Raw genomic sequence first — 14,993 nt, forward strand, 5'->3', positions numbered from 1 at the left:
AGCCAGAGCCGCAGCGCATGGAGAGAAGCGAACGCGGGAGTCGTCACGGTACGTCATGACTCCTCCATCGTCGTCACTCCTCGTAGCGCCAGGGGTGAAAGTGCCGAAACTTTGGGCCTCTCCAGGTTTCTTCTTACTCGTGTTAAGAGGTTTAGAAATAAGGGGCTACTCGGGCACTGTGGCCACTCCAGGACCATGGGGGAGGGGGATGACCCCGACGATGCATCCCGCCGACCGCTTAGGTGCTGGTTCTCCCAAGCCGTACGAGTCTGGGAAAAGTGGCTGCTCCCAAGGCGCCCGCATGAGTCGCCCGCCACGTCGACCTCCGTGACGCTGGGTCACCCTCGGAGGGCGTCTCGGAAACGATGGTTTGTGAGACGGTCCGCCAACGGGGCGCAGCGATCCCGTTTCGGTGTTCAAAACACGTCTCAAAACCCCCTCGGGACCCCTGTTGTTATGAGACGAGTTCTGAGACAGTTGAGACATGACGACGACCAAGAGCACCGGCCACCTGATCGGCTACGCGCGAGTCTCCACCGACGACCAGGAGGCGCAGCTTCAGCACGACGCGCTCACCGAAGCGGGCTGCGCCCGGATCTTCACGGACAAGGCCAGCGGGAAGAGCACCGACCGCCCGGAGCTGTCGGCCGCCCTGGACTACGTCCGGCCCGGCGACACCCTGTGCGTGTGGAAGCTGGACCGTTTCGCCCGCTCGCTGATCGACCTCGTAACCATGGTGGACGCACTGTCGGCACGCGGGATCGGCTTCAAGGTCCTCACGGGCGCTCTGGCCAGCATCGACCCGAACACTCCGGACGGGCGGCTCATGCTTCAGGTCGTCGGCGCGATGGCCGAGTTCGAGCGTTCATTGATCAAGGACCGGACCCGCGCCGGGCTGGAAGCGGCCAAGGCTCAGGGGCGGACCGGTGGGCGGCCGTCCGTGATCAGTGAGGACAAGCTGACCGTTGCCCGTGCCCGCCGAGCGAAGGGGGAGAGCGTGAGCAGCATCGCGAAGGCGCTCGGGATCAGCCGGGCGACGCTGTACCGGCACCTGGAGAACGCCGAGTCGTAGCCGCTACGCCTGCCGTGAGAGCCGTCTGCCCGCCATGGGCGGGCGGCCTTCGCTGGCATCCAGGGGCGTAGGGGTTGTGAAAGTTCACAGCCGTGGCCGTTGGCGGTCCCGGCCCCAGCTCGCCACACGCGCCCTGGGTGTACTGCTGATTCCCTTCCCCCCACGGTGACCAACTAGCCATTTCTGCCAGCGACTTCGTTTCGATAGGCGCAGGGAAACAGGTCTCGAAGACACCTCTGACCGTCGTTAGCGGGTGCTCAAGGCACTCAAAGCGAGTCCGTGGACACGTCAGCGCCAGGGGTGGTTGGCTTCCCGCAGCCTGGCGAGCAGAGCTGCCCGCTGGTCGCGTTCCTCGGGCGTCAACGGGACTTCGCTGAACTCCTCCGGAGGGAGGACCGGTCGAAGCCCGGCGGACCGCGCAGGGGGCCACGGATGAGACTCCATCCAGCCGTACGGGTCCACAGGCGCAGCACCCCCACAAGGGCCCTCCAAGGGGGCCTGAGGGTCCTCCTGGACGTCATCCGTCATCGCGCACCGCCAGACATTCCCCGTCATCCACGTGCTGGGCGCGCCACTTGGCGACCTTGCGCAGGATCGTCGGGTTGTCCGGGTACTGCGCTGCCATACCGCCGAAGAGTTTGCACCCGGGACACTGGCCGGCGTCCAGGGCGGTCTCGGCGGTGATCGGCAGGATGCGCCCGACCAGCGCCATCCGACTATCGCCCGCCACAGGGCACCGCCGTATCGCCAGGGGCCTCCCGGGTGACCATCAAGACCGACACCTCGGCATGGTGGTCGCCGAGAACGTGGAAGGACGCCAACGCCCCGCTGCGCGCCTCCTTCCGCTCGGAGAACGTCCGCATACCCCAGTTCTTCGCCTTCATCGGCCTCCTCCCGTTGAACTGTCACCAAGATCTGACAGCGCCCGGGACGGTGAAACCTCGTGCAAAGGACACTTCAGAACGTCCCTCGGGCGGTACAACGTCCCTACAAGAGTCCGGACTTTGCGGGGAGACACGCGAGATGCCGAACGAAAGACTGAAAGCCGTTATGGCGTCGGGTGGTTGGACGTGCGCCGCCCTGGCAGACAAGGCCGGCGTCGACACCAAGTCGGTTGAGCGCTGGGCCAATCAGAACCGGACGCCCCGGTTGGGGACGGCCCGTGTGGCTGCCGAAGCGCTGGGAGAAGACATGTTCGCACTGTGGCCGAGTCTGCGGCAGCCACGTGCCGCGCGAGCGATAAGCCCCGAGCTGGTGGCCCTGTACGAGCAGCGGGCCGACCTACCAGTGTCCGTCATCGTGGACTTGCTGGAGAAGGCAACCCAGCGCATCGACGTGTTGGTCTACGCCGCCGTCTTTCTCCACGAGGCCTACCCACGGCTCAATGAGCTGCTCCGGGAGCGCGCCGCCGAGGGCTGTGCGGTCCGGATCGCGATTGGCGACCCCGACAGCGAGAACGTGCGGCAGCGCGGGGAGGAAGAGAAGTTCGGCCACGGCATCAAGTCCCGGTGCAGGCTCGCCCTCATGCACTACCGGCCGCTCCTCGGCACGCCCGGCATCGAGGTCCGGACCCACGGGACCGCGCTCTACAACAGCCTCTACCGGGCCGACGACCAGCTGTTGGTAAACGCCCACGTGTGGGGCGTGAACGCCTTCGGGGCGCCGGTCTGGCATCTTCGACGGACAGGTGCGGGAACGCTGTTCGACACCTACGCTTCGAGCTTCGATGCGGTGTGGAGCACCGCCCGACCGGTCGAGGAGAGCTGATCCGTGGCACGGACCGAGTACTACGACGATCCCGAGGCCCCCAAGCCCAACCGACTGGTGGTCGCGGCATCCGCCGTCGTGACGGACGAGACCGGGCGCATCCTGCTCCAGCGACGGGTCGACAACGGTCTGTACGCCCTGCCCGGCGGGACGATGGACCTCGGCGAGTCGCTTCCGGGCACGGCTGTGCGGGAGGTCTTCGAGGAGACCGGCCTGGAAGTCGAGATCACCGGCCTGGTCGGCACGTACACCGACCCGCGCCACGTCATCGCCTACTCCGACGGCGAGGTACGGCAGCAGTTCAACGTCTGTTTCACCGCCCGGGTGACGGGCGGCTCGCTGCGCATCTCCGACGAGTCCACCGACCTCCGCTTCGTCCTCCCTGAGGAGATCGCCGACCTGCCGATGCACCACACCCAACACCTACGGCTCCGGCACTTCTTGGAGCAGAGGACTTCGCCCTACCTTGGCTAGATCGGCGGCACGAGCCTCAGCCAGCACCGGTGACCAGCCCTGCACCGGAATTTGGCCCGGGGCGTGGGGCTTGATTTGGGCATGGCTTCTCGTACAGGCGTCCGACAAGGAACTGAGGCTCGCCGATCCGCGAGGTAGGTGTGCCGCACTTGGCTCCCGTCGATATTTCACCCGTACATCGGGAAGTCCTTCCCAAGGATGATCCGCCAGAGCCTTATTGCTTCCCGGTGGTCACCCTGATTCTCGGCTTCCAGTGCGAGATCCGCCCTGTCCCGAGCTACCTTGAGACTTTCGTTTGCAGCCTCCCCGTTCGACTGGGTCAGGTACGATGAGAGATCGCCGCTACACCCCGCCGGGTCCTGCACCGAGAGATTGTAGAGGTTGTGGTCGAAGAACAGTCGAAGCGCTGCTCGCGAGTCACTTCCTAGCGTGGCGTACGTGCGGGCTACCATCATTTCGAGATGGAACGAAGCCAGGCGCGAGCTGTGCGCCTTGTTCCATTTCTTGGCGAACCGAATTATTTTCTTGAGGTCGCCACTTATGGCATTGTTTCGTTCCGTCAGGTGCGCCTCATGCTTCGCAGGGTTTGTGGTGAGCCATTTCCCCGACCCATCAGGTATGCCATAATCTCCGCTCGTATATTTTTCGACCGGCGCCACATCTACACTAAGGCCATCAGCATAGAAGAACCGAACGGCTTGACCCCGTGCACCGATCTTGCGCACGGGGGAGTATTCGTTAAGGACTCGTCGAACCCTGTACAGGAACTCGGAGGAGTCGTCTCGATACTTCTGGGCCCACAGGTCCGCGTCAATGTGCAGGTGGACCATGAGGTCGATGTCATCGACAGGGTTACAAGCGGTGTTCCGCCCCAGCGATCCGATGATCTTGTGCGATTGGTAGCTGATGTCACCACCGGCAGGGAATGCCGCCTTTATAACCTTGAGGACGGCATCCCGCCGCTCATAAACCTTGGTCCACGTGGCGGACGACGGCTTCACTACGGCATCGAACTCATTGAATGCCGACACGATGGTTAGCGCCATTCTCACTCATCCCCATCCACAGAGTAGCTTTGGCCTCCGCCGCTGATGTTCTTCTCCGACTTTCTGTAGGCCAGCCGGCCTGGGGGGTCGGATGTCTTGTTCAACTCATCCCGAGTGTTAGTGAGATTGCGCAACGTGTCCCGCGCATCCTCGCGAGTCAAGTCGGCAAGGTCGATTGTAAGGAACTGTCGCGCGGCCGCCTGTAGCTGAAGATAGGCGTTTGCCGATGCTTGCGCCTGCGTCATGCGGCGCGAGGCATTGACTGTAGTCAATGTTGCAGTTAGCGCCGCCGAGGCGAGAGCCAGAACTCCGGGCCAGATTCCAAGGTCCCCGCCAAGGGCGGTTCCACCGGAGATGGCGGCAAGTGCCGCCGCTGGAACACCAAGAAAGAGGTTGATGAGGCGCCACAGCTTTGCTTGCTCGAACTGGCCTTGAGCGCTCCACAGCGCGCTTTCATGGATGCGGTCAGCTTCCACAGCAATTGATTGGTGTGACTCGGGTAGGCCCGCAGGGATAAGTGACACGAACACCTCATCTGGCCGAAGCGCGTGAGCAAGCGGATGTGCGCTGGAGGGAAATCCCACCCGTGTTGGCAGTCGACTCTACCGAAAAGTTACGAAAGCGGAAGATGTCGCGTCAGTTTTTTCGGGTGCACCTGCAATGGCTGCCGACAGCCCCAGCCGCGAAGGTGATGATCTTGACCCGTGCTTCGATGTCATGATCTCGACAGCACCTCCGCGAGTTGTCAACCAGACACCATTCGTCTCGGAATGAGTGACGGCCCGATGAGGTTGGATGTGTGCATGGCTTCTCGTGCACGTGTACGCGCCCCCGAGCTGGTCGGCGCTGGTGGATGGCTCAACACAGGCGGCAAGGAACTCAAGCTTGCCGACCTGCGAGGTAAGTGTGTCGTACTAGACTTCTGGACCTTCTGCTGCATCAACTGTCTGCACGTCCTGGACGAGCTGCGGGAGCTGGAGGAGAAGCACCGCGACACCGTGGTGATCGTCGGGGTGCACTCCCCGAAGTTCGTGCACGAGGCCGACCACGAGGCCGTCGTCGACGCCGTCGCCCGCTACGAGGTGCACCACCCCGTACTGGACGACCCGGCGCTGGCCACCTGGAAGCAGTACGCCGTACGGGCCTGGCCGACGCTGGTGGTGATCGACCCGGAGGGCTACGTGGTCGCCCAGCACGCCGGCGAGGGCCACGCCCACGCGCTCGCCCGGCTGGTCGAGGAGCTGGAGGCCGAGCACGCCGCGAAGGGCACGCTGCGTCGCGGCGACGGCCCGTACGTGGCGCCGGAGCCGACCGCCGGGGACCTCAAGTTCCCCGGCAAGGCACTCCGGCTGCCGAACGGCCACTTCCTGGTCGCCGACTCCGGCCACCACTCGCTGGTCGAGCTGGCCGAGGACGGCGAGACGGTGGTGCGCCGGATCGGCGACGGGCGGCGCGGTTTGGTGGACGGCGACGGCGCGGACGGCGTCGGCCCGCGGTTCAGCGAGCCGCAGGGCCTCGCGCTGCTGCCGGAGGGCTCGGAGTACGACGTGGTCGTCGCCGACACCGTCAACCACGCCCTGCGCGGCGTCCGGCTCGCCGACGGCCTGGTGACCACCCTGGCCGGCACCGGCCGGCAGTGGTGGCAGGGCTCGGCCACCGAGGGCCCGGCCCGCGAGGTGGACCTCTCCTCGCCGTGGGACGTCGCCTGGTTCGACGGCCGTGTGTGGATCGCGATGGCCGGCGTGCACCAGCTGTGGTCGTACGACCCGGCCGCCGGCACGGTCGCGGTCGCGGCCGGCACCACCAACGAGGGCCTGGTGGACGGGCCCGTCGCCGAGGCCTGGTTCGCCCAGCCCTCCGGCCTCGCGGTCTCGGCGGACGGCGAGCGGCTCTGGGTGGCGGACTCCGAGACCTCCGCGCTGCGCTGGGTTTCACGTGAAACACGAACGGTCCACACCGCCGTCGGCACCGGGCTGTTCGACTTCGGCCACCGCGACGGCGCGGCCGACCAGGCGCTGTTCCAGCACCCGCTGGGCGTCACCGTGCTGCCGGACGGCTCGGTGGCCGTCGCCGACACCTACAACCACGCGCTGCGCCGCTACGACCCGGCGAGCGGCGAGGTCGGAACGCTGGCCACCGACCTGCGCGAGCCCTCGGGCGCGGTGCTGGTGGACGGCGACGTGGTGGTGGTCGAGTCGGCCCGGCACCGGCTGACCAGGCTGCGGCTGCCGGAGGAGGCGGTGCGGGTCGAGTCGGTGGCGCACCGCACCCAGCGCGCGGCCACCGAGGTCGCCCCGGGCGCCTTCCGGCTGGACGTGGTCTTCGAGGCGCCGAACGGCCAGAAGCTGGACGAGCGCTACGGCCCGTCCACCCGGCTGCTGGTCAGCGCGACCCCGCCCGAGCTGCTGGTCTCCGGAGCCGGCGCGGACAGCGACCTCTCCCGCGAGCTGGTGCTCTCCGCCGAGGTCACCGAGGGCGTGCTGCACGTCTCGGCGATGGCCGCCTCCTGCGACGACGACCCGGAGATCGAGTACCCGGCCTGCCACGTGCACCAGCAGGACTGGGGCGTGCCGGTGAAGCTGGTCGCCGACGGCGCCCGCCGCCTCCCGCTGGTCCTGGCCGGGATGGAGTAGACCCCCGGAGCACACGGAGCGGAGCAGGCGGGAAGGGGCCCGGCGAACGAACGCCGGGCCCCTTCCGCGAACCGTGCTCAGCTTCCGCGAACCGTACTCAGCCCTCCAGGAAGGCCTTGAGCGCGCTCGCCAGCAGGTACGGGTCCTCCGCCCCGCACAGCTCGCGCGCCGAGTGCATGGAGAGCGCCGCGATGCCGCAGTCCACCGTCCTGATGCCCAGCCGCGCCGCCGTGATCGGGCCGATCGTCGTCCCGCAGGGCATGGCGTTGTTGGAGACGAAGGACTGCCACGGCACGCCCGCCTTCTCACAGGCGGCCGCGAACACCGCCCGGCCGACGCCGTCGGTCGCGTAGCGGTTGTTGACGTTGACCTTGAGGATCGGCCCGCCGTTCGGCATCGGGTGGTGGCCCGGCTCGTGCCGCTCGCTGTAGTTCGGGTGGACGGCGTGGCCCATGTCCGAGGAGAGGCAGACGGTGCCGGCGAGCGCCCGGGCCCGGTCCTCGGTGGTGCCGCCGCGCGCGTGGATCGTCCGGTCCAGCACGTTGCCGAGCAGCGGGCTCTGCGCGCCGGTGTCGGACTCGCTGCCGGTCTCCTCGTGGTCGAAGGCGGCCAGCACCGGGATGTACGGCAGCCGGGCGGCGCCGTCGGCGGTGGCGACCGCGGCGAGCGCGGCGGTCGCCGCGTGCACCGAGAGCAGGTTGTCCAGGCGCGGGGCGGCCAGCAGCTCGCGGTCGCGGCCCAGGTAGGAGGCGGGCTGGACGTCGTGGGTCATGAGGTCCCAGCCGACCACGTCGGCGGCGGCCAGGCCGGCCCGCTCGGCGACGTAGGAGATCAGCGCGCCCTCGTCGACCGGGCCGAGGCCCCAGATCGGGGTGAGGTGGCGCTGCTTGTCGAGCTTCATGCCCTCGTTGACCTGGCGGTCCAGGTGGATGGCGAGCTGCGGCACGCGCAGCAGCGGCTCGTCCAGCTGGACCAGCCGGACGGTGCCGTCCTTGAGCGCGAGCCGGCCGGACAGGCCGAGGTCGCGGTCCAGCCAGGTGTTCAGCGGGACGCCCCCGTAGATCTCCACGGCGACCTGCCGCCAGCCCTCCGAACCGGTGTCAGGGACCGGCTTGACCCGCAGGTTGGGCGAGTCGGTGTGGGTGCCGACGATCCGGAACGGCGTCTCGGGGCCCGCTCCCTCCGGCAGGTACCAGGCGATCAGCGCACCCCCGCGGATCAGGTAGCGCCCGCCGGCCGCGGTGTCCCACGCGTCCGTCTCGGCGACCTGCCGGAAGCCCGCCTTCTCCAACCGCTCGGCGGCGCTCGCCACCGCGTGGTACGGAGACGGCGAGGTGCCGAGGAACGCGATCAGGTCGTCGCTGTGCGTCCGGTCGAAGAATGCCTGGCGGGCGGCGGTCGACATACTGCTCCTGGGTCGAGTGAGGGCCGAAGCCGGATGGGGGGTCGACTTCGCACCTGAGCATATGCCCGTACACAGACAGGGCATTCGGAACACCTCGTTCGAGATGTGCCCCGTACGTGCCCGCGTACCGCCCTGCGCGACCGGGGGGTTCCGCCCCGGGGCGCCACGGCTCATCAGCAGCTCGACGCCGCGGCTCCTCGGCACCACGACGCCGAAGCGCCAACGGCACCTCCACCACGACGCCGAAGCACCGACACACCGAAGGGCCCGGTGGCAGCCGGGCCCTTCGGTGTGAGGGTGTGTCAGGCGGTCCGGTCAGCGACCGAGGCTCAGAAGGCCTCCTCCGCCAGCTCCATGATCTCGTTGTCGACGCCCTCGGCGATCAGGCGCTGCGGGGCGACGGTCGGCAGGACGTTCTTGGCGAAGAAGCGGGCCGCCGCGACCTTGCCCTGGTAGAAGGGGACGTCCTTCTCCGAGGCGCCGGCCTCCAGCTTGGCCAGGGCCACCGCGGCCTGGCGCAGCAGCAGCCAGCCGACCACGACGTCGCCGGAGACCATCAGCAGGCGGGTGGTGTTGAGGCCCACCTTGTACATGTTCTTGACGTCCTGCTCGACCGAGGAGAGGTCGGCCAGGAGCTTGCCGATGATGGCCTCGAGGTCGCCCGCGGCCTTGGCGAGCAGGTCGCGCTCGGCGGCCAGGGCGTCGCCGCCGGCGGCGGAGCCGATGAACTTCTGGATCTGCTCGGACAGCGCGGTGAGCGCCTGGCCGCCGTCCTTGACGATCTTGCGGAAGAAGAAGTCCTGGCCCTGGATCGCGGTGGTGCCCTCGTACAGGGTGTCGATCTTGGCGTCCCGGATGTACTGCTCGATCGGGTACTCCTGCAGGTAGCCGGAGCCACCGAAGGTCTGCAGGGACTGGGCGAGCTGCTCGTAGGACTTCTCCGAGCCGTAGCCCTTGACGATCGGCAGCAGCAGGTCGTTGAGGCGCTCGGCGGCCTCGTCGCGCTCGCCGCGCAGCTTGGCGGCCATCATGTCGTCCTGGGTGGACGCGGTGAACAGCACCAGCGCGCGCATGCCCTCGGCGTAGGCCTTCTGGGTCAGCAGCGAGCGGCGCACGTCCGGGTGGTGGGTGATGGTGACGCGCGGAGCGGTCTTGTCCAGGAACTGCGAGATGTCGGCGCCCTGCACGCGCTCCTTGGCGTACTCCAGGGCGTTCAGGTAGCCGGTGGAGAGGGTGGCGATGGCCTTCGTGCCGACCATCATCCGGGCGAACTCGATGATCTTGAACATCTGGCGGATGCCGTCGACCTTCTCGCCGAGCAGCCAGCCCTTGGCCGGGTGCTTGGCACCGAAGGTCATCTCGCAGGTGTTCGAGGCCTTGAGGCCCATCTTGTGCTCGACGTTGGTGGCGTAGACGCCGTTGCGCTCGCCCAGCTCGCCGGTCTCCCAGTCGAAGTCGAACTTGGGGACGATGAACAGGCCCAGGCCCTTGGTGCCGGGCTTGCCGCCCTCGGGGCGGGCCAGCACCATGTGGATGATGTTCTCGGACATGTCGTGCTCGCCCGAGGTGATGAAGCGCTTCACGCCCTCGATGTGCCAGGAGCCGTCCTCCTGCTGGATCGCCTTGGTGCGGCCGGCGCCCACGTCGGAGCCCGCGTCGGGCTCGGTGAGGACCATGGTGGAGCCCCACAGGCGGTCGGTCATCCGCTTGGCGATCTCGAGCTGCTCCTCGGTGCCCTCCTCGGCGATGACGCCGGCGAAGGCCGGGCCGGAGGAGTACATCCAGATGGCCGGGTTGGAGCCCAGGATCTGCTCGGCGAAGGCCCAGATCAGCGAGTTCGGGGTGACCTGGCCACCGATCGACTCCGGGATGCCCAGACGCCACCACTCGGCGTCCATGAAGGTCTGGTAGCTCTTCTTGAAGGCGGCCGGGATCGGCGCGGTGTTGGTCTCCGGGTCGAAGACCGGCGGGTTGCGGTCGGTGTCGGCGAAGGACGCCGCCAAGTCGTTCTCGGCGAGGCGCGAGATCTCGCTGAGGATGTTCTTCGCGGTCTCGACGTCCATGTCCGCGAACGGTCCGGTGCCGTACACCTGCTCGCGGCCGAACACCTCGAAGAGGTTGAACTCCACGTCCCGCAGGTTGGACTTGTAGTGACCCATCGCCGTTATCTCCGGTTCGTCGCTTCCGGGAGACCGCCGCGTTCCGGCGTCCCGTACCCACCAGTAGGCATCATGATGCTACCCAGCGGTAACTTGGGCAAGCCCCCGCCGGGGAATCCGCCGCTATGAACGTGGTCACGTCCCACAGCCGGGACGGCCACTCCTTGTCAGGATCGGCGCCAGCGGAGGAGGGTGCGCGACCGCTAGCCTGTCCGTGTGTACGGATATGACCAGAACACATACCCGGGCGACCCCTACCAGCAGCAGGCGGGACCGCAGCAGGGCATGAACGGCATGCCCGGACCGGACGCCTACGGCGGGCAGGCGCAGGCCCCCCAGCAGTCCCTGTACCCCGAACCCTCGCCGCCCTCACTCGCGGACGCCGTGCGGGCCTTCACCACCGGCTCGATGGCGGTCGAGGACTTCCAGGCGATCTTCATCACCTCGAAGGTGCACTGCCCCCGCGGCGACCGCCCCGGCTTCCTGGCGCTGCACAACACCCCGACGCCGGTGATCCCGATGTTCAGCTCGCTGAAGGAGCTGCGCCGCTACGCGGGCAAGGACTCCAAGCACTTCACCGTCACCGGCGCCGAGGTCCTGGACCTGCTGCCGACCGGCTACGGCTTCGCGCTGGACATGGAGGGCGAGCACCGGATGGTGTTCGACGCCAAGGCCGTCGAGCAGATGGTCGACTTCACGATGCGCCGGATGTACGGCTGATCCATGCTGGACGAGGGGCCCGCGCTCCTTCGTCACTACATAGTTCAACATTCAACTTGCTTGTTGTTGAGAATTGAACTAACCTCGTGCACGTAGGCCAGACACCCCCCGAAGGAGGCCGACATGCCCGCCGTGACCGTCGACAACCCGCTGACCCTCCCGCGCGTCACCACGCCGAACCCCGCCGTCACGAGCACCCGGCCGGTCCTCACCGTGGCGACCGCCCCCGAGGGCTTCGAAGGCGAGGGCTTCCCCGTCCGCCGCGCCTTCGCCAAGATCAACCAGAAGTACCTCGACCCGTTCATCATGATGGACCAGATGGGCGAGGTGGATTATGCGGCTGGGGAGCCGAAGGGGACCCCCTGGCACCCGCACCGCGGTTTCGAGACCGTCACCTACATCATCGACGGAACGTTCATCCACCGGGACTCGCACGGCGGTGGCGGCACCATCACCGACGGCGACACCCAGTGGATGACCGCCGGCTCCGGCCTCCTGCACATCGAGACCCCGCCGGAGTCCCTGGTGCAGTCCGGCGGCCTCTTCCACGGCCTCCAGCTGTGGGTCAACCTGCCCGCCTCGGACAAGATGATCACCCCGAAGTACCAGGACATCCGCGGCGGCAGCGTCAAGCTGCTCAGCACCGAGGACGGCGGCGCGCTCCTGCGCGTCATCGCCGGCGAGATGGACGGCCACCAGGGCCCCGGCACCACCTTCACCCCGATCACCATGATCCACGCCTCGATCAACCCCGGCGCCCAGATCACCCTGCCCTGGCGCTCCGACTTCAACGCCCTCGCCTACGGCCTCGCCGGCAACGGCTCGGCCGGCACCGAGCACCGCCCCTTCCACCGCGGCCAGGCCGTCGTCTACGGCGACGGCGACTCCATCACCCTGCGCGCCGACGAGAAGCAGGACTCCCGCGACAACAACTTCGAGGTCGTCCTCCTCGGCGGCCTCCCGATCCGCGAACCCGTCGCCCACTACGGCCCGTTCGTCATGAACAGCCACCGCGAACTCCAGCAGGCCATGGAGGACTTCCAGGCCGGCCGCCTCGGCACCATCCCCGCCGACGGCCACTGAGGCTCCGGAGTCGGAACGGCGGAGCGGCCGCAGGTGGCACCTGCGGCCGCTCCGCCGTTCTCGCCGTCCCCCGCTACAGCACCGCGTAGAGGGCCGAGGCGTCGTCGTGCGTCTTGCCGCGCGGCCAGCGCGCGCAGTCGGCGTCCGCCCGCTCCACCGCCCTGACCTGGGCGATCAGCTCGCCCGGCCCCGACTCGGCGAGCAGCCGCAGTGCGTCGCCCCAACTGCCGAGACCGAAGCGCTCGGTGTAGCGCGAGGCGCCGTCGGTGAGGGCCGCCAGCGCGTGCAGCCGGTCCAGCCGCACGAAGCCGGTCTCGGCGTGCTCGGCCGCCCGCGGAATGGCGGCGGCGATCCACGGGCCGTTGCCCCGGTTGCGGGCGGCGCGCACGGCCAGCGCGTACTCCAGGTGCAGTGCGGCCCGCTCGGCCGAGCCGGGGACGGTCTCCCAGACCTGGCGGCGCAGCTCCTCCCCGCCGGGGAAGCGCTGGTTGTCCCCGATCACCCTCGGCGGGCCGTCCTTGAACTCCAGCACCAGCAGGGAGTCGCCGAGCACCAGGTACTCCAGCGCCTCGCCGTGCCGCCGGGCCGCGACGACCATCGCGGCGGGGGTGTTGGGGTGGGCCAGGTCGCAGCGGCCGCCGTGCAGCGCGGCCGTCTCCACGATGGCGTCGGCCAGGCACTCGGCGATCGAGCGGTCCGCCCGGTCGGTGAGCCGGGCGAGCAGGTGCACGCCCAGCCGGCGCACGTACCAGGCCGTCCCGTGCCGGCACCCTGACTCCAGGCCGGCCGGCGAACTCGCGCCGTCCAGCAGGACCAGCGCCTCCGGCGAAGCCGCCGCGAAGTCCTCGCTCTCGCGGTCGGGCCGCCGTGCTTCCCCTGCGAGCTGTAGCTGCATCCCGACAGTGTGGCCGCCGCCCCCGGTCCGCGCCCAGCCCCGTGCGCCGGTGTGGCGCGGTCCGGGGCACGGCGCCCGGTGGCAGCCGGGGCGGTTCGGCCATACCGTCGGACAGTGACCGGACGATTCGGCCCATCGGAGCGGGCCGGGTCCGGGATCACCTTCGGGTGTCCGGGCCGCCCGCGACTGACGAGGAGCGGAAGATGTTCTGGGAGTTCATCGTGTTGCTGGCCGCCTCGCTCGGCTTCCCGACCGCCGCCCTGCTCTACCTGATCGGCGGGCCGCGCTTCCCCGACGAGCCGCGCGGCCCCGACACCGCCCGGCGCGCGGGCACCGGGGGCACCGGCGCCTCCCGGACCTCCTGAGGGACAGCGCACAGCCCCGGCAGCGCGCAGCCCGGCAACAGGCAGCCCCGGCGGCTTCCCTAACGCTCCGCCAGGACGCTCTCGAGCAGCGCCGCCTGCGCCAGCAGCCGCTCGTCCCCGCCCTCCGCGCCGACCACCTGGAGCCCCAGCGGCAGCCCCCGAGCGGTCCGCCCGGCCGGCAGGCTGAGCGCCGGCCGCCCGAGGAAGCTCCACGGCAGCGACATCACCGCGTCCCCGGTGCTGTGCAGGCCCTCCGGCGCCCCGCCGGTGGCCGAGGGCGCCAGCCACAGGTCCACCCCGGCCGCCGCACCCGCCGCGGCAACCCGCTCGCCCAGCTCCTCCCGGAACCGCAGCCCGGCTGCCCGGTCCTCGGCCGCGACGCCCTGCCCGGCCCGGATGCTCGCCACCGTCTCCGGCCGGTAGAGCCCACCGAAGCGGGCGAACCAGTCGGCGTGGCTACGGGCCAGCTCGAAGCGGTTGACCGCCTGCAACTGCCGGGTGATCCCGGCGAAGTCCGGGAACAGCTCGACCCGGCGCACCGTGAACCCGGCCCGCACCAGCCGCGCCAGTCGCTCCTCGAACGCGCGCAGCGCGGCCGGTTCGGCATGCTCCAGGTACGTCCCTTCCGGCACCCCGAGCACGGGCGCGGACGGCGCCGCAGGCTCCGCGCGCCAGCCGTCGCAGAGCAGCGGGGCCACCAGGGCCGCGCCCGCCAGGTCGGCGGTGAACGTCCCGAGGGTGTCGAGGCTCGGCGCGTTCGGGATCACCCCGCTGATCGGGATCCGCCCGTACGTCGGCCGGAAGCCCACCACCCCGCAGTACGCGGCCGGGCGGACCACCGAGCCGACGGTCTGGGTGCCGATCGCCAGCGGCACCAGCCCGGCCGCGACCGCCGCCGCCGAGCCGCTGCTGGAACCGCCCGGGGTGTGCCCCGGATGGTGCGGGTTGCGGGTCGGGCCCGGGGCGCTCGCGGCGAACTCGGCGGTCACCGTCTTGCCCGCGACCAGCGCCCCCGCCACCCGCAGCCGGTCCACCACCGCGGCCTGCGGCCCGGCCAGCACCCCGGGCGGCAGCGCCGAACCGCCGTGCGTGGGCAGCCCGTCCACGTGCACGATGTCCTTGACCCCCACCGCCACCCCGTACAGCGGCGGCCGCCCGCCCGGCTCCGGGTACCGCTCGGCCAGCTCCCGCGCCTGCGACCGCAGCCGCCCGTACCGGCCGGGCTCCGGCACGAACGCGTGGATCATCGGGTCCACCCGCTCGACCAGCGCGCACAACCGGTCGACGTACTCGGGAAGTTCGGGCACACCGGCGCGCAGTCCGGCGGCCTCGTCGGTCAACGGCCGCGGCCGGGCAAGGGGTTCCTCCATGCCG

14 protein-coding genes are annotated in these 14,993 nt (G+C 69.3%); 7 read left to right on the forward strand and 7 right to left on the reverse strand.

From position 1 onward, the window contains the following. Positions 1-484: 484 nt before the first annotated feature. Positions 485-1,072, forward strand: a complete 588-nt coding sequence (locus tag ACWDBE_RS12265; RefSeq protein ID WP_449788025.1) for a recombinase family protein — start codon at positions 485-487, stop codon at positions 1,070-1,072. 517 nt (positions 1,073-1,589) lie between these two features. Here ACWDBE_RS12265 and ACWDBE_RS12270 read toward each other — a convergent pair. After that, positions 1,590-1,784: a hypothetical protein gene (locus tag ACWDBE_RS12270; protein ID WP_449807915.1), complete on the reverse strand. Its 195-nt coding sequence runs from the start codon at positions 1,782-1,784 to the stop codon at positions 1,590-1,592. 311 nt (positions 1,785-2,095) lie between these two features. Between ACWDBE_RS12270 and ACWDBE_RS12275 the strand changes: the two genes are divergently transcribed. Both ACWDBE_RS12275 and ACWDBE_RS12280 read left to right on the forward strand, forming a co-directional pair. Further along, on the forward strand, positions 2,096-2,839 hold the full coding sequence (locus tag ACWDBE_RS12275) for an XRE family transcriptional regulator (protein WP_449807978.1): 744 nt from the start codon (positions 2,096-2,098) through the stop codon (positions 2,837-2,839). A gap of 3 nt (positions 2,840-2,842) precedes the next feature. Then, on the forward strand, positions 2,843-3,313 hold the full coding sequence (locus ACWDBE_RS12280; protein WP_449788023.1) for an NUDIX domain-containing protein: 471 nt from the start codon (positions 2,843-2,845) through the stop codon (positions 3,311-3,313). Between the two features lie 167 nt (positions 3,314-3,480). Here ACWDBE_RS12280 and ACWDBE_RS12285 read toward each other — a convergent pair whose 3' ends face one another. Further along, on the reverse strand, positions 3,481-4,359 hold the full coding sequence (locus tag ACWDBE_RS12285) for an SMODS domain-containing nucleotidyltransferase (protein WP_449807916.1): 879 nt from the start codon (positions 4,357-4,359) through the stop codon (positions 3,481-3,483). Positions 4,360-4,361: 2 nt separating this feature from the next. Further along, entirely contained in the window at positions 4,362-4,835 is a 474-nt protein-coding gene (locus ACWDBE_RS12290; RefSeq protein ID WP_449807917.1) for an SLATT domain-containing protein, read from the reverse strand. 327 nt (positions 4,836-5,162) lie between these two features. On the opposite strand from ACWDBE_RS12290, the gene ACWDBE_RS12295 reads away from it, so the two are divergent. Continuing rightward, positions 5,163-6,992, forward strand: a complete 1,830-nt coding sequence (locus ACWDBE_RS12295) for an NHL domain-containing thioredoxin family protein (RefSeq protein ID WP_449807918.1) — start codon at positions 5,163-5,165, stop codon at positions 6,990-6,992. A 97-nt stretch (positions 6,993-7,089) separates the two neighbouring features. Here the strand turns inward: ACWDBE_RS12295 and ACWDBE_RS12300 are convergent, their stop codons facing one another. Both ACWDBE_RS12300 and ACWDBE_RS12305 read right to left on the reverse strand, forming a co-directional pair. After that, positions 7,090-8,397, reverse strand: a complete 1,308-nt coding sequence (locus tag ACWDBE_RS12300) for a M18 family aminopeptidase (RefSeq protein WP_449788019.1) — start codon at positions 8,395-8,397, stop codon at positions 7,090-7,092. 329 nt (positions 8,398-8,726) lie between these two features. After that, the gene (locus tag ACWDBE_RS12305) at positions 8,727-10,556 is read right to left on the reverse strand and encodes an acyl-CoA dehydrogenase (RefSeq protein ID WP_449788018.1); all 1,830 of its coding nucleotides are present in this window, start codon (positions 10,554-10,556) and stop codon (positions 8,727-8,729) included. Between the two features lie 216 nt (positions 10,557-10,772). On the opposite strand from ACWDBE_RS12305, the gene ACWDBE_RS12310 reads away from it, so the two are divergent. Continuing rightward, complete coding sequence (locus tag ACWDBE_RS12310) at positions 10,773-11,276, forward strand: SseB family protein (RefSeq protein WP_392881702.1); 504 nt, start codon at positions 10,773-10,775, stop codon at positions 11,274-11,276. Positions 11,277-11,399: 123 nt separating this feature from the next. Then, the gene (locus ACWDBE_RS12315; protein WP_449788017.1) at positions 11,400-12,359 is read left to right on the forward strand and encodes a pirin family protein; all 960 of its coding nucleotides are present in this window, start codon (positions 11,400-11,402) and stop codon (positions 12,357-12,359) included. A 73-nt stretch (positions 12,360-12,432) separates the two neighbouring features. Here ACWDBE_RS12315 and ACWDBE_RS12320 read toward each other — a convergent pair whose 3' ends face one another. Then, the gene (locus tag ACWDBE_RS12320; protein ID WP_449788016.1) at positions 12,433-13,254 is read right to left on the reverse strand and encodes an integrase; all 822 of its coding nucleotides are present in this window, start codon (positions 13,252-13,254) and stop codon (positions 12,433-12,435) included. Positions 13,255-13,457: 203 nt separating this feature from the next. On the opposite strand from ACWDBE_RS12320, the gene ACWDBE_RS12325 reads away from it, so the two are divergent. Next, positions 13,458-13,619 (forward strand): hypothetical protein, encoded by a 162-nt coding sequence (locus tag ACWDBE_RS12325; protein WP_449788015.1) that lies wholly within the window; start codon positions 13,458-13,460, stop codon positions 13,617-13,619. Positions 13,620-13,678: 59 nt separating this feature from the next. Here the strand turns inward: ACWDBE_RS12325 and ACWDBE_RS12330 are convergent, their stop codons facing one another. Continuing rightward, positions 13,679-14,989, reverse strand: a complete 1,311-nt coding sequence (locus ACWDBE_RS12330) for an amidase (RefSeq protein WP_449788014.1) — start codon at positions 14,987-14,989, stop codon at positions 13,679-13,681. Positions 14,990-14,993 lie beyond the last annotated feature (4 nt).

The organism is Kitasatospora sp. NPDC001132, assembly GCF_053598415.1.